General features: G+C 46.6%; 14 protein-coding genes. 13 read left to right on the top strand and 1 reads right to left on the bottom strand.

Features of this window, described 5'->3' with window-relative positions; genetic code table 11:
* Positions 1 to 140: 140 nt before the first annotated feature.
* Positions 141 to 1,145 carry an ester cyclase gene (locus tag WH96_RS16015; protein WP_047765211.1) on the bottom strand — a complete coding sequence of 335 codons (1,005 nt, stop codon included), beginning with the start codon at positions 1,143 to 1,145 and terminating at the stop codon, positions 141 to 143.
* A gap of 126 nt (positions 1,146 to 1,271) precedes the next feature.
* Between WH96_RS16015 and WH96_RS16010 the strand changes: the two genes are divergently transcribed.
* The 13 genes from WH96_RS16010 to WH96_RS15950 all read left to right on the top strand — a co-directional run bounded on the left by WH96_RS16010 (position 1,272) and on the right by WH96_RS15950 (position 13,911).
* Complete coding sequence (locus WH96_RS16010) at positions 1,272 to 2,321, top strand: ABC transporter ATP-binding protein (protein ID WP_047765210.1); 1,050 nt, start codon at positions 1,272 to 1,274, stop codon at positions 2,319 to 2,321.
* Between the two features lie 80 nt (positions 2,322 to 2,401).
* Positions 2,402 to 3,628: an ABC transporter substrate-binding protein gene (locus WH96_RS16005; protein ID WP_047765209.1), complete on the top strand. Its 1,227-nt coding sequence runs from the start codon at positions 2,402 to 2,404 to the stop codon at positions 3,626 to 3,628.
* A gap of 97 nt (positions 3,629 to 3,725) precedes the next feature.
* Entirely contained in the window at positions 3,726 to 4,751 is a 1,026-nt protein-coding gene (locus tag WH96_RS16000; RefSeq protein ID WP_047765208.1) for a carbohydrate ABC transporter permease, read from the top strand.
* 3 nt (positions 4,752 to 4,754) lie between these two features.
* On the top strand, positions 4,755 to 5,636 hold the full coding sequence (locus tag WH96_RS15995; RefSeq protein ID WP_047765207.1) for a carbohydrate ABC transporter permease: 882 nt from the start codon (positions 4,755 to 4,757) through the stop codon (positions 5,634 to 5,636).
* A 3-nt stretch (positions 5,637 to 5,639) separates the two neighbouring features.
* Positions 5,640 to 6,167: an ester cyclase gene (locus tag WH96_RS15990; protein ID WP_047765206.1), complete on the top strand. Its 528-nt coding sequence runs from the start codon at positions 5,640 to 5,642 to the stop codon at positions 6,165 to 6,167.
* A 13-nt stretch (positions 6,168 to 6,180) separates the two neighbouring features.
* Positions 6,181 to 7,491: a histidinol dehydrogenase gene (gene hisD / locus WH96_RS15985; RefSeq protein ID WP_047765205.1), complete on the top strand. Its 1,311-nt coding sequence runs from the start codon at positions 6,181 to 6,183 to the stop codon at positions 7,489 to 7,491.
* Entirely contained in the window at positions 7,491 to 8,537 is a 1,047-nt protein-coding gene (locus tag WH96_RS15980; protein WP_082130527.1) for an ester cyclase, read from the top strand. Before hisD ends, WH96_RS15980 begins: the two co-directional genes overlap by 1 nt.
* 1 nt (position 8,538) lies before the next feature.
* On the top strand, positions 8,539 to 9,303 hold the full coding sequence (locus WH96_RS15975) for an SDR family NAD(P)-dependent oxidoreductase (RefSeq protein ID WP_047765204.1): 765 nt from the start codon (positions 8,539 to 8,541) through the stop codon (positions 9,301 to 9,303).
* The gene (locus tag WH96_RS15970) at positions 9,300 to 10,325 is read left to right on the top strand and encodes a LacI family DNA-binding transcriptional regulator (RefSeq protein ID WP_047765203.1); all 1,026 of its coding nucleotides are present in this window, start codon (positions 9,300 to 9,302) and stop codon (positions 10,323 to 10,325) included. Before WH96_RS15975 ends, WH96_RS15970 begins: the two co-directional genes overlap by 4 nt.
* A 5-nt stretch (positions 10,326 to 10,330) precedes the next feature.
* Positions 10,331 to 11,320, top strand: a complete 990-nt coding sequence (locus WH96_RS15965; RefSeq protein ID WP_047765202.1) for a nuclear transport factor 2 family protein — start codon at positions 10,331 to 10,333, stop codon at positions 11,318 to 11,320.
* 149 nt (positions 11,321 to 11,469) lie between these two features.
* The gene (locus tag WH96_RS15960) at positions 11,470 to 12,432 is read left to right on the top strand and encodes a cupin domain-containing protein (protein ID WP_047765201.1); all 963 of its coding nucleotides are present in this window, start codon (positions 11,470 to 11,472) and stop codon (positions 12,430 to 12,432) included.
* 91 nt (positions 12,433 to 12,523) lie between these two features.
* Complete coding sequence (locus WH96_RS15955; protein WP_047765200.1) at positions 12,524 to 13,219, top strand: alpha/beta fold hydrolase; 696 nt, start codon at positions 12,524 to 12,526, stop codon at positions 13,217 to 13,219.
* Positions 13,216 to 13,911 carry an RraA family protein gene (locus WH96_RS15950; protein WP_047765199.1) on the top strand — a complete coding sequence of 232 codons (696 nt, stop codon included), beginning with the start codon at positions 13,216 to 13,218 and terminating at the stop codon, positions 13,909 to 13,911. The genes WH96_RS15955 and WH96_RS15950 overlap by 4 nt, the downstream gene beginning before the upstream one ends.
* Positions 13,912 to 13,929: the final 18 nt, after the last annotated feature.

The raw sequence follows: 13,929 nt of genomic DNA, 5'->3' as shown, positions 1-13,929 counted from the left end.
CAGAGCTAAAGGGAATCCCTAAAATTAATAGATCCTGAGCCTAGTGAAATCAATTACTTAATTGTGTAGGTTCAAATCAACACGTAACCAAGGAGAAGTGCTTCTATAAGACAAAACATAATCATAGGTTTTGAGTTTATTTATTCTTTATAATTTGTATCTTGTAGTTGTTTTAGAATATCTAGACCTTGGCATTTCCAGAAGTGCAGAAGGTCAATGAACACCCAGTTTTCTGCGAGCTTGTTGTCGGATCGACGGTATATATCAATCACTCTGAATTCCCCAGGTTTGTTCGTTTCAGGCATGTCCATAAAACCGCCGGTGGGACGGGCGGTGAAGTTCGGCCAACCAAAGAAGCCACCGTAATTTCCTTCAGCTAAACGTGCTATGTGTGTCGTAGGAGAGCGATCTGTCAAGCCGGCACGGAAGGGGCCAGAGTGTTGTTTGGCGTAGCGTGGGATCGTATAGGTTGCGCCAATCCCTTCTGGGCCCCACCAAATCATATCTTCATGCCAGGTCTGTCTTAATTCTTCTTCCAAGCTGAGCTTGTTGTCCCATTGTCCTAAGTTCGAGATCATGGCATTTATTGTCGAAAGTGTACGTTCGCCAGCCTCTTTGGGTTGGCTTTCGTAGAGTAATCCATCGTGAGTGAGTGGGCCGGGTTGTACCAGATGGGCCGCAGTTTGAATTGGAAATAGTTCTATTCCTGCTTGTCGGGCGAAATGTGGAATATCAAAATACATCGCTGTTTCAGCAATCTTGCCGTTTTCAACCCTGTGAAATTCGCAATAGCGTAAAAAAATCATTTTGCCTGTTGGCGGAATACACAGAAATGGCTGATCGAATAAGCCCATAAGATGCCCCATGGAAACAACCCAAACTGTTTGAGCATCATCAATATAGTTATACCCGGCAAAGAAGATATCCTCACGTCGCTGTAATGATGTCAATGCAGTTCGCAGTGGCCGCCAAAAGCTTTCTCCAACTTCGCGTGCACCTCTTAACTCATTAAAGGGGTGGAAACCCCGCCAGCGATAAGAAGCGCTTGTATGGCGTTCCAAAACATCACAAAATTCTGCATCTGGTGCATCTAGTTCTGCTTGAAAACTTCTAACGATACCTTTTTCTTTTTGAAAATATGTCACGCTTTCAGGCCTTTATTATTAATATTGCATACGTGTGCAAAAAAACCTTGCCAAATAGTTTTGTTTATGTCCAGTATTATTGCAAACGTATGCAAAAACGTATCCGATTCCTGGGGAGAATGCCAGATGGCAGAAATTCAATTGCGCAATATTAGCAAGCGCTGGGGTAGTTTTGTTGGGGTCAATGATTTTAACCTATCAATTGATGACAAAGAATTCCTGGTGCTTTTGGGGCCATCCGGTTGCGGTAAAACAACAACAATGCGGATGATTGCTGGATTGGAAGATGCAACCGAAGGGGATATTCTGATCAATGGGGCGCGGGTGAATGATCTGGAGCCCAAAAACAGGGATGTGGCAATGGTGTTCCAAAGCTACGCGCTGTACCCAAACATGAATGTTTATGAAAATATTCGGTTTCCCCTGAGAGTCAGGGGAATTGATCCTGCATTACACAAAGAGCGCGTCATGCAAGCTGCCGAGCGTGTTGAGCTTTTGGATTTTCTCGATCGCAAGCCAGCAGCATTATCAGGGGGGCAACGCCAACGTGTCGCATTGGCCCGGGCTATTGTGCGAAAGCCCAAAGTGTTTTTGATGGATGAACCATTATCTAACCTTGATGCGAAGCTTCGTGTTTCGACCCGGGCTCAGATCAAAAACCTATCACATGATTTGGCTGCGACAACAATCTATGTGACTCATGATCAGATTGAAGCAATGACTTTGGCCGACCGGGTAGTTGTCATGAAATCCGGCGTGGTTCAGCAGGTCGGCTCTCCGACAGAAATATACGATACCCCGGCGAATACTTTCGTTGCCAGTTTTATTGGCTCGCCAGCTATGAACCTGATTGATGGAGAGTTGATGAACGGTAAGTTCAGCGCCCCGAATGTCGAGATTACAGGCCTGATAGGACGAAATGGCAAGGTCACTCTTGGCTTTCGAGCTGAAGATGCAAGCGTGGTAGAGCAATGTAGCGAAATGAATGCCCCGATCTATACGTTGGAATTACTGGGTGATGCGACAATGGTATCTGTCCGTATCGGTGGTCAGCTTGTTGCTGTCAAAGCGGACAAGACATTTCGTTCAGATATTGGCGATCAGGTTTCAATACATATTCCTGCTGATCACTGTCATTTGTTCGATGCCGAAACCGGTCTAAGAATTCAAAAATAAACCACACATACCCCGCGCCTTTTAAGCGGGTAATCGGGTGCAAAAAACAAGGAGCGCCCATCTTAATAGGGAGAAAGAGGATGTTTCTGAAAAAACTGGTTGTGGCCAGCGCAATGACACTTATGGCAGGCGAAGCACTTGCTGATTGTGAAATTTCAGGTCGGGTTAATGTTGTTGGTAATGAGTTCCCCGCAATCCAAACGGTCGGAATTGGTGCCAAAGAATGTACAGGTGGCAAGGTTTCAACTAACCTGACTGCAGATCATCAGAAAATTAACGTTGCTGGTATGACTGGGAACCCAGCTGAATACACGTCGGCAATTGTGGCGAATAGCTCAATTGTTGCTCTCATAAATGAAGACGTTATTCGCCCTTTGGATGATTTGGTTGCGAAGTATGGTCAGGGGCTAAAGAAAAACCAACTGATCACCATTGATGGCAAGGTCATGGCCGTCGCTTTTATGGCGAATGCGCAACATCTTGTCTATCGGGCAGATATCCTTGAACAGGCAGGTGTCAAACCACCTTCTACCTATGAAGAGATGCTGGCTGCAGCCAAAACAATCAAAGAAAAAGGGCTTATGGAACATCCAGTTGGTGGTGCGTACATGGCTGGATGGAATTTAGCCCAGGAATTCAACAACATGTATATAGGCATGGGCGGAGAATTTTTTGAGCCGGGAACAGCTAAAGTCGCTATCAATAACGATGCAGGTGTAGCTGCATTGGAAATGATGAAGGCTCTTTCTGGATATATGAACCCGGATTTCCTTACACATGATTCTAATGCCACCAATGCAGAATTCCGTGCCGGTAATGTCGCATTAATGAACATGTGGGGATCACGTGCGGCAACGTTACCTGATGCTGATGGCGTTGATCCGGCTGTCAAAGAGCATATGGCTATTGCTGGACCGATGACCGTTGGCGGCGGAAAAATACCTGCGACAACATTGTGGTGGGATGGTTGGACTGTGGCGAAAAATATCTCAGATGAAGATGCTGCGGCAACTTTCAAAGCGCTCACCTATGCGATCCGCCCGGAAATCTTAAATGACACGACTTCACCACAAGCCGTTTGGTTGATTAATGGATACCAGCCGACGCCTGCGGCACAGGGTGTCTTTGATGCTGCGAATGCCGGTTCCGTTCCCTATCCAATGCTTCCTTATCAGGGGCTTTTGCATTCTGCGTTAGGGGCCGAACTCTCTGACTTTATGCAGGGAAAAGAAGATGCTTCCACAGCACTGGCTGATGTCGAAGCTGCTTACACGACAGCTGCAAAAGAGAAGGGATATTTGCAGTAAAGGTCATCGGTAACAAACCTGTCTTCTATAACTGGAAGGCGCTGTTTATGTCTTCCAGTTATCTTCTCAACTCTTCCGGCATTGCGGACACAGACATATGAAGCACAAAACTTTCTTCTGGTTTATTTTGCCAACAGCGACTGCGATGTTGTTGTTTATTGCGCTACCGATTGTTTCGGTGGTAACGCAATCCTTGTTTACGCCGCATGAGCAAATTCTCAAAACTGTTGAGAACTGTACGCCGTTTAACTGTACTGAATCGACGGTTGTTGATTTGGACGCGACAGAACAACAGCGGGCTGAGCAACCATTGGGACGTTGGGCAGGTTTGTCGATCTATCTTGATCGTGGACACTTGGCAACAGCCGTTATCGCCGATGCCTGGACCACGCGCACAAGTATAGGCGATTTTGTTGATCGGTTGGGTAATCTACCTTTTTATCGAGCGATGTCATTTACGCTGACCTATACGTTTGTTGTAACGCCTTTGCTGATAGTTTTGGGGTTCGCAATTGCTGTGGCTGTTAACTCGTTGCATCGTCACCTCAAAGGGTTAGTTATTTTCTTCTCTTTATTGCCAATGATTGTCTCCCCCTTGATCGGTTCATTGGTTTTATTCTGGATGATTGATAGTCGGGGGGTATTGGGAACAGGACTTCAGTGGTTGTTTTCAAATCCAGATCTATCACTGAAAGCCTCTACTGAGTTAACCTGGATCATGTTGATTGTGTATGGTGTTTGGCACTCTGCGCCCTTTGCTTTTGTTGTTTTTTATGCCGGTCTTCAAACGCTGCCACAAGATACAATGGAAAGCGCGATGATTGATGGCGCAACGCGTTGGCAACAAACTAAATATGTTGTGATCCCCCATTTAATGCCGTTGGTTACCTTTGTTGCCTTGATTCAGTTAATGGATAATTTCCGCGTTTTTGAACCAATCGTCGGCTTTAACGCCGAAGCACATGCGACGTCACTCAGTTGGTTTATCTTCAATGATCTTGGTGGCGAGACGCGCCTTTTATCGTCGGCTTCAGCTTCTTCGGTATTAACAATAATCGGTGTCGCTATTCTTTTATCTCCGGTGCTTGTTCGCACCTGGCGTGATTTTAAGGCAAAGGGTTGATCCATGTCAGCAAAAGCATTCAAACAACCACCTGCACTACGCACTTTTTCTTCTGCCTTTGTTATCATTTGGCTTATCGTGGCAGCATTTCCATTTTTATGGACACTATGGGGAAGCTTTAAGATTGAGCTGGATTTTTTCTCAAAAGCTGACTGGCGGAGCGCATTAACTGGTGCGCGAACCATCCTGGAGCATGGCTCATCCTTTACCGGGGATGGATATCAAGGCGCCTGGGTTCAAGAGGAATTTTGGAAAGCTGTTCTTAACACCGCTATTGTCTGCTTCTTCACAGTCGCGATCTCATTAACCTTTGGCACGCTGGGTGGATATGCTTTGTCGCGTTCAACCTATCGCTATACTTTCTGGTTATTGATCATTGCGCTGATCTTTCGTGCAATGCCGCCGATTACACTGGTCGCTGGTTATTTGCTGCCGTTTTTTGAATGGAATCTCTGGGGCATTTTGCCCACGACGATCATTGTACTCGTGGCAATCAATCAGCCCTTTACCCTGTGGATGCTGCATAGCTTCTTTCAAAAAATCCCTAAAGAGCTGGACGAAAGTGCCAAGGTTGATGGCTGTACCCAGTTTCAAGCCTTTCGACATGTCATTATTCCAGTCATGTGGCCCGGCGTGATTACTACGGGACTGTTCAGCTTTTTATTGGCCTACAATGACTTTGCTGTCACCTCGATGCTGCTATCGAAGGAAAACCAGACAATGGTTCCTAAAATTGCAAGCTTCCTTGGCACAACGCAAACAGAAGGCAACGTCATGTTTGCTGTGGCTGCAGTGGTTTCTGCAACTGCGCCACTCTTTATTCTTGTGATGTTTTTCCAACGTCAAATCGTCTCGGGTCTGACCCAAGGCGCAGTGAAAGGTTAAGTGATGAAAGGTTCGCGCCCAGAACAAGCGGTATTATCCCGCGACACAGATATGTCCAAGACAGATGAAACTCGCCGGGTGATAGAGACAATGGTGGATGGTTTGAACGATCATCGCATCTCAGATATCGGCGAATTTTTCTCTGAAGGGTTTCGATGGATGGGTAATCAGGGATGTGGCACCAAGCAGGGCCTTAAGGAATTTCAAGACAATTGGCAACGTCCCTTTCAAGCTGCGTTTTCTGACAAAACATGCATTGATGAAGCTCGTCTTTATATGGGGGAGTGGGCTGCAGCTTTTGGTCGTCAAGAAGCGACGCATTCCGGGGAATTTCTGGGTATTGCTTCCACAGGAAAGCGAGTTGAGATCAGATATATGGATTTTTGGAAAGTTGTTGATGGCAAGATCGTTGATAACTGGGTCAATGTGGATTTTGCACATGTTGCTGCGCAGCTCGGCGTGGATATTTTTAACGGCGAAGGCTGGGAAGCTTTTGATTGTGGTGAGCGTATTGCTCCTCGGCCTGAATAGTAAGGAATAGGTTATGACTGTTGAATATCTGAAACGTGGTAAATCTGAAGCCGACCGGGTCGAGGATGATGCCAAAACGGCCGCGATTGTTGCAACAACGCTCAAGGATATTGAGGCTCGAGGAGATAAGGCTGTACACGAACTCTCTGTTAAGTTTGATAACTATGATCGTCAAACTTATCGTTTATCCCAAGATGAGATTGACAACCTCATTGCGAAGGTTAGCCCTCGCGATTTGGAGGATATTAAGTTCGCACAAGAGCAGGTCGTCAAGTTTGCACAAGCGCAACGTGATTCCATGCTGGATATCGAGGTTGAAACGATGCCTGGCGTTATTCTTGGTCACAAAAATATTCCGGTGCAATCAGTCGGCTGTTATGTGCCCGGTGGCAAATTCCCCATGGTTGCTTCGGCGCATATGTCTGTGGCGACAGCTAAAGTAGCAGGTGTTCCGCGCATCATTGCTTGTACTCCACCTTTTAATGGAGAGCCAAACCCCGCTGTTATTGCTGCGATGCATTTGGGCGGGGCACATGAAATTTACGTTCTGGGCGGAATACAGGCTGTTGGTGCTATGGCTATCGGCACCGAGACAATTGACCCGGTACATCTGCTTGTTGGGCCAGGAAATGCCTTCGTTGCTGAAGCTAAACGTCAACTTTTTGGCCGTGTTGGTATTGATCTTTTTGCCGGACCAACAGAGACCATGGTGATTGCAGATGAAACAGTTGATGCAGAGCTATGTGCAACTGATCTGCTGGGTCAGGCTGAACATGGATACAATTCGCCTGCGGTACTCGTGACAAACTCGCGCAAGCTCGCAGAAGAAACACTGTCTGAGATAGAGCGGATACTTGTCATTTTGCCGACAGCGGATACCGCAGGTGTCAGTTGGCGAGATTATGGTGAAGTGATTTTATGTGAAACCTATGAGGAAATGTTGGCGGTTGCCAATGATATTGCCTCGGAACATGTACAGGTTATGACCGATCGTGATGATTGGTTCCTGGAAAATATGACCTGTTATGGCGCTCTGTTTCTAGGGGCCCGGACGAATGTCGCCAACGGGGATAAGGTCATTGGAACAAACCATACTTTGCCAACGAAAAAAGCTGGGCGTTACACTGGTGGACTTTGGGTTGGAAAATATCTGAAGACCCATAGCTATCAAAAAGTGACGACAGATGAGGCCGCTGCCAAGATTGGGGCTTATGGTTCCCGGTTATGTCTATTGGAAGGTTTTGTTGGCCATGCTGAGCAATGCAATCTCCGGGTTCGGCGTTACGGGGGGCAGAACGTAGCCTATGGTAAGGCTGCTGAATAATGGATCTTGCCGATCATAATAAATCTTTAATTGCCAAACTTCGCACTGCTATGATTGATTTCTCGGACGAAAGTGTCAGGGAAAACATCGCGAAGGTGATCGCACCTGATGCAGATGTCCGTCTGTGTTATCCCTTTGGCGATATGTTGGGTGAGCAATTTTACGATAATGCCTATGCGCCACTATTCAATGCGATACCTGATCTGGAAAGGCGCGATTATATTGTGATCGCCGGTGTGGATCATAAGGGTGCTGATTGGGTTGGCTGTGCTGGGAATTATGTCGGTACCTTTGTTGCTCCTTGGTTGGACATTCCGCCAACAGGTCATTTCGTTCAAATGCGTTTTCACGAGTTTTATCAAATTAAAGATGGTCAAGTTGTCGAGGTACAAGCGATTTGGGATATTCCTGAATTAATGATGCAGGCAAATGCCTGGCCGCTTGCGCCGTCACTGGGGCGTGAAGGCTGTGTACAGGGACCTTTTACACAAGATGGCATTGTGAAATTTGCAAGCGATCCTGATAGGGCAAAGGCCTCTTGTGATTTGATTGTCGACATGTTGACCCATATGGTACGCCATCCATCGCAAGGTTGTCCTGATGTTATGGAAATGGAGCGCTTCTGGCATCCACGCATGACGTGGTATGGACCTGCGGGAATAGGTACTTGTCGAGGAATAGCAGGCTTTCGTAATTGGCATCAGATCCCGTTTTTGGCCGCAATGCCTGATCGTGGTCAGCACGATACTGAAACAGTGTCTCATTTTTTTGGGGATGGCGATTATGTTGCTGTGACCGGGTGGCCCAATATGAAACAGACGATGTCTGGTGCCGGATGGTTGGGATTACCTAAAACAGATAAAATCATCACGTTGCGCAGCCTTGATTTCTGGCGAATTGAAAAAAAATTAATTCGGGAGAATTGGGTACTCGTCGATCTCTTGGATCTTTTCGCTCAATTGGGTATGAATGTTTTTGACCGCCTGCGTGAGTTCAACAAAGCACGCATACAAGGGCAGGTCGCTTACCCTGTCGGAGATATTTAATATGGCACTTCCCACTACCCCTTCTTTTCGTCTTGATGGCAAACGCGCATTGGTTACCGGGGCCAGTTCAGGCATCGGCCTAGCCTGTGCTGTGGCGCTGGGGGAAGCCGGGGCAGAGGTTGTTGTTGCCGCGCGTCGTCCAGATCTGTTGGCGGATCTGGTGGAAAAAATGCGTGTCGCGGAAATGAAGGCAGAGGCGCTGGTTCTTGATGTTTCTGATGTTTCTACGATGCAAACCCTCGTCACCGAAAACGGCCCCTTTGATATTTTAGTGAACTCTGCGGGATTGGCACGTCATGGCTCGGCAGAGGATACGACAGAGGCAGATTTTGACTGTGTCGCCGATTTAAATGTTAAGGGGGCTTATTTTTTAACCCAAGCAGTGGCAAAGGGATTGATGATGGTTGGAAAGCCGGGGTCTCTTATTAATATCAGCAGTCAAATGGCCCATGTAGGAGGACTTGACCGCGCTGTTTATGCTGCAACCAAACATGCAGTAGAGGGTTTCACAAAATCCATGGCCATTGAATGGGGAAAAAGAAACATTCGAGTGAACACTATTTGTCCTACTTTTGTCCTGACGCCATTGACTCAGTCAACATTTGACCGTCCAGAGCGCCGGGCATGGATTGAAGAGAAAATTAAGCTGGGTCGGGTAGGGAAGGTTGAAGATATTATGGGGGGCGTGGTTTATCTGGCTTCAGATGCATCTGCGCTGGTTACAGGAACTGCTTTGATGATTGATGGGGGGTGGACAGCAGAATGAATAACCCTCGCATTACATCAGCAGAAGTTGCCAAACGAGCCGGTGTTTCTCAATCCGCAGTCAGCCGCGTATTTACGCCCGGAGCATCTGCTTCGAAAAAGACCGTTGAGAAGGTTCATCAAGCCGCTGCTGAGTTGGGATATCGTCCCAATTCTTTGGCAAGGGCAATGGTGTCGGGCCGCTCGCGTATTATTGGTCTGGTGGTGGCATATCTGGAAAATCACTTTTATCCCGAAGCATTGGAAAAATTGTCTAACGCTTTGCAGGAACGGGGGTATCACGTACTGGTTTTTATGGCACCGATGACGGCGTCTAATATCGATGACGTGATTGAGGAAATTCTTGATTATCAGGTTGATGGGATAATTGCAGCTTCTGTTGCTATGTCATCAGAGCTTTCTGATCGCTGCCAGGCGGCTGGTGTACCGATGATTTTATTCAACAGATCTCAGGATGGTCCGGAAATGTCTGCCGTGACATCGGATAATATTGCTGGTGGGCGCAAAGTTGCTGAGTTTCTGTTAGCGAGTGGTCATAAAAAGATAGGGTATATTGCCGGTTGGGAAGGGGCTTCTACTCAACGGGATCGTGAAGCCGGATTTACACAGTGTTTGGCCGAAACTGGTATTACATTACATGCACGCGAAGTCGGCGATTTTAAAATGGAAAAAGCGGCTGAAGCTACCCGTCGTATGTTTGCAACTGATCCACCAGATGCCGTCTTTGTCGCGAATGATCATATGGCATTTGCCGTGATGGATGTTCTGCGCTTTGAACTGGGATTACTGATCCCCAAAGACGTTTCTGTCGTCGGTTATGACGATGTTCCAACCACTTCGTGGCCTGCCTACAATCTAACTACAGTACGGCAACCCGCCAATCGTATGGTTGCTGAAACCGTAAATTTACTCTTGAACGAAATAGAAGGTAATGGGGCCGGTCCTCGCAAAATTGCCATCGACGGACCTTTAATTATTCGAGGCTCTGCCCGCATACCACAAGGCTTTACACCAGAAGGATAAAACAAATGAAGGGCTTTAATCCCAAGTTTGACAACTTCCCAGATTATATTATCGGCATCACGAAAGAAATATGGGAAGACCGCGGTTTAGCTACATTACATGAGTATTATGCTCCTGATATCGTTGTCCGTAGTCCTATGAATATTGTTTTAGGAAATCAGAACGTTATCGGGGCGACCATGGCAACATTGGCAGAGTTTCCTGATCGGCAATTGTTGGGTGAGGATGTCATTTGGTCCGGAACCCCAGAGGAAGGTCTGCTCTCTTCTCACCGGATATTAACGACAGCAACTCATCTTGGTGATGGTGTTTATGGTAAGGCTACGGGAAAGAAACTAGCCTATCGGGTAATTGCCGATTGTCACGCCAAGAACAATGCCATTGATGATGAATGGTTAATTCGAGACCAAGGTGCGATTGTACGTCAAATGGGGTGGGATCCAGTAGAATATGCGCGTGATCTTATCAAAAGAGAAGGTGGCCTCGAAGCCAGCACAAAACCCTTTACCCCGACGATTGATCAGGTCGGTCCTTACAAAGGACGGGGAAATGAAAATGAATGGGGTGCACGTCACGCTGATATTCTTACACGGATTATGAATGCTGACATTACTGTTATTAAGTCTGAATATGACCGGGCTGTGCAAAGTGAAGTTGCTGGTGGAATCACTGGGTATGGTTGGGATCCCGTTGAGCGTTTCTGGATGGGTTTGCGGGCTTCTTTCCCGAGTGCAAAATTTCAGATTGAACATCAAGTGGGGCGTGAAGATTCATACCTTTCGCCGCGCTCTGCAATTCGTTGGGGATTGACCGGTAAGCATGAGGGATGGGGTTCCTTTGGGAGACCTACCGGTGCCAATGTTCATATAATGGGTGCTAGCCATGTTGAATTTGGGGCTATCAAACCAGGCGAAATTAAACTTCGTCGTGAATGGACCCTGTTTGATGAAACTGCGGTATGGAAACAAATCCTCTTGCAAACAGGCGATGTGTAATTGAATTTTTTTTATTTTATCTTAGTAAGTTAGCTCTCTCAAAAGCGAAACTTATGAACATGAGCAATTGTTTTTTGAAAGGCTGACCGACTTTCCGGGCAAAAGTTTTCAGAGAACAATATCAACGTTATGGTAATAGGACACCGAAGATGACTTCCATAGAAAATCGTATTGTTCGTTATGGTGATTTGCAACCTTGTAAAACTGCTTTCATTGATGCTCACACTCCTGGTAGTGACCAAAAAGAAAACTTCACGATTATTGGCGGTGGCGTGTCTGAGTCTCCTGATCAACACGTCCATATTCAAGATACTCCAGGCTTCAACATAGGTGCTGCGGGGCAGCCACCTAAGTGCAGAAATTCGCTACATAGCCATACAACAGCCGAAGTGTTTTTTGTACTGAAAGGGCGCTGGCGCTTCTTTTGGGGGCGTTATGGGGACGCAGGAGAGTTCATTGCTGAAGAAGGTGATATTTTTAATATTCCGACGGGTATTTTTCGCGGGTTTGAAAACGTTGGTACCGATTATGGAATGATCATGGCCATTCTGGGTGGTGATGATGCCGGGGGTGGGGTGACATGGGCACCGCAGGTAATTGAAGAAGCTCAAGAACATGGGCTTGTTCTTGGTGAAAATGGAACTCTCTATGATACAAAAAAAGGTGAAGTTCTGCCGCACAATGTGAATCCCATGTCACTTTTGAGAGAAGAAGAGCTTAAGGCATTCCCTGAAGTTCCTGTCGAGAACGTTATCAGTAATTATGTTGCTCGCTATTGGGACATGATGGCATTGGCCGCAAACAAACCGGCAAAAATCATAGGTACTGATGCTATTTTGAAAGATAAACCTGGCTTTGACGTTGAATTTTTAACCCGGGGATCTGAGCCGGATGAATTTACTTCACGTAACAGGCATACGGTCCTAATGCCAGTTCGTGGTCATTGGAAATTAAGGCTGCAAGACGGAGAAACCGTTTTGAATCCTGGAGATACAGCCTTGATTGATCCTGAGCAGGTTCATGCTTTGGCGCCTGCCATGACGGGTGAAGCAAGCCTTTATCGTGTGACCGCGACAGATGATCCAGCCGGAGCAACTTGGACAGGGGCTTGATGGTGCGCACTGTGTTTTTCTTTTGTGTCTTATCTTCTGAACTGTTGAATACAAAAGGTGTATATAGCTTTGAAACAAGGGCTTTGGTGTTATGACCCCACTTGTTTTTTTGCCGGGAATGATGTGCGATGCACGATTGTTTGCACCTCAAATATCAACTCTTTCAGGTGCGGTACCATTGATGACAATGCCATTGGCACAGCGAGAGACGATGGCAGGATTCGCGAGTGATATTCTTTCCTGTGCACCTGACAAGTTTGCTTTAGCGGGGCTCTCGATGGGGGGGATTGTTGCAATGGAAGTTTTGCGGCAGGCGCCGGAAAGGGTTCTTGGTATTGCTCTGATGGATACTAATCCTTTGGCAGAGTTGGACGAAGTTAAACAACGCCGCGGCCCTCAGATGACAGCAGCTGTGACAGGAGAGCTCAACCGGATTATGCGGGATGAAATGATCCCGAATTACCTAGCAGATCCTGAAAGTAATCCGGATATAATTGAGCTGTGTAAAGACATGGCGACAGGACTAGGGCCTGATGTGTTTATCCGTCAATCCAAGGCGTTACGAGATAGAATAGATCAGACAGAAACGCTCAAAAAGCATAATGGCCCATCGCTTGTTCTCTGTGGGCGTGAAGATAAACTTTGTCCGATTTCCCGACATCAAATGATGCATGAATTGTTACCACATAGCTCTCTGGAAATTATCGAGAATGCTGGCCATATGCCTACTCTTGAACAACCCGAGGAAACAACAGCGATTTTATCGCGATGGTTGGAGGATTTATGAAGCAATCATTATTGAGCTTATTAAAAGAAGTTGATACCCCGACTGTCTGCAATGCGATTGAGGTTGCTCAGGGAAAGCGCGGTTTTAATAGCTTTACCCGCGGGACAATGATTGCTTCTGATGTAACCGCAGGTGCCATAACAGGATATGCGCGGACAGCCAAGATTTCTGCGATCAAGCCTCCTTCTGAGCCTCCTGAAACAATTAAAAAACGTCGGATGGATTACTATCGGTACATGGCTTCTGCTCATCTGCCTGCATTGGCCGTGATAGAAGATGTCGATTTCCCAGATTGTATCGGTGCTTATTGGGGAGAAATCAATACAACGGTACATAAAGGTTTTGGCCTGAGCGGGGTTTTAACGAATGGCGTTATGCGAGACCTCGGTGATTTACCTGAGGGCTTTTCTGTCATTGCCGGATCTGTTGGTCCATCCCATGGTTTTGTTCATGTGAAGGAAATTAAAACTCAAGTGACGGTATTCGACCTTGTCGTGAATGATGGTGATTTGATTCACGCTGATAGACACGGCGCCCTTGTGATACCCACAGAAATTCTTCCCAAACTGGAAGCTGCAATTCATCATTTACTGGAAACAGAAAAGCTAGTCCTAGAACCCGCCAGGGATAAAGATTTTGATTTTGCCAAATTCGAAAAAGCATGGACGGCCTTTGAAGCGGCACGTACATAAAGCCCCCTTTGAAAATGA

Source organism: Kiloniella spongiae (assembly GCF_001026905.1).
GTDB classification, from domain to species: domain Bacteria; phylum Pseudomonadota; class Alphaproteobacteria; order Kiloniellales; family Kiloniellaceae; genus Kiloniella; species Kiloniella spongiae.
This window is presented reverse-complemented; position numbering and strand designations above follow the sequence as displayed.

What these genes read in the sequence shown, in the direction of transcription:
- WH96_RS16010 (WP_047765210.1), top strand. Translation starts at nt 1,272, where the DNA reads ATGGCAGAAATTCAATTGCGCAATATTAGCAAGCGCTGGGGTAGTTTT.
- WH96_RS16005 (WP_047765209.1), top strand. Translation starts at nt 2,402, where the DNA reads ATGTTTCTGAAAAAACTGGTTGTGGCCAGCGCAATGACACTTATGGCA.
- WH96_RS16000 (WP_047765208.1), top strand. Translation starts at nt 3,726, where the DNA reads ATGAAGCACAAAACTTTCTTCTGGTTTATTTTGCCAACAGCGACTGCG.
- WH96_RS15995 (WP_047765207.1), top strand. Translation starts at nt 4,755, where the DNA reads ATGTCAGCAAAAGCATTCAAACAACCACCTGCACTACGCACTTTTTCT.
- WH96_RS15990 (WP_047765206.1), top strand. Translation starts at nt 5,640, where the DNA reads ATGAAAGGTTCGCGCCCAGAACAAGCGGTATTATCCCGCGACACAGAT.
- hisD (WP_047765205.1), top strand. Translation starts at nt 6,181, where the DNA reads ATGACTGTTGAATATCTGAAACGTGGTAAATCTGAAGCCGACCGGGTC.
- WH96_RS15980 (WP_082130527.1), top strand. Translation starts at nt 7,491, where the DNA reads ATGGATCTTGCCGATCATAATAAATCTTTAATTGCCAAACTTCGCACT.
- WH96_RS15975 (WP_047765204.1), top strand. Translation starts at nt 8,539, where the DNA reads ATGGCACTTCCCACTACCCCTTCTTTTCGTCTTGATGGCAAACGCGCA.
- WH96_RS15970 (WP_047765203.1), top strand. Translation starts at nt 9,300, where the DNA reads ATGAATAACCCTCGCATTACATCAGCAGAAGTTGCCAAACGAGCCGGT.
- WH96_RS15965 (WP_047765202.1), top strand. Translation starts at nt 10,331, where the DNA reads ATGAAGGGCTTTAATCCCAAGTTTGACAACTTCCCAGATTATATTATC.
- WH96_RS15960 (WP_047765201.1), top strand. Translation starts at nt 11,470, where the DNA reads ATGACTTCCATAGAAAATCGTATTGTTCGTTATGGTGATTTGCAACCT.
- WH96_RS15955 (WP_047765200.1), top strand. Translation starts at nt 12,524, where the DNA reads ATGACCCCACTTGTTTTTTTGCCGGGAATGATGTGCGATGCACGATTG.
- WH96_RS15950 (WP_047765199.1), top strand. Translation starts at nt 13,216, where the DNA reads ATGAAGCAATCATTATTGAGCTTATTAAAAGAAGTTGATACCCCGACT.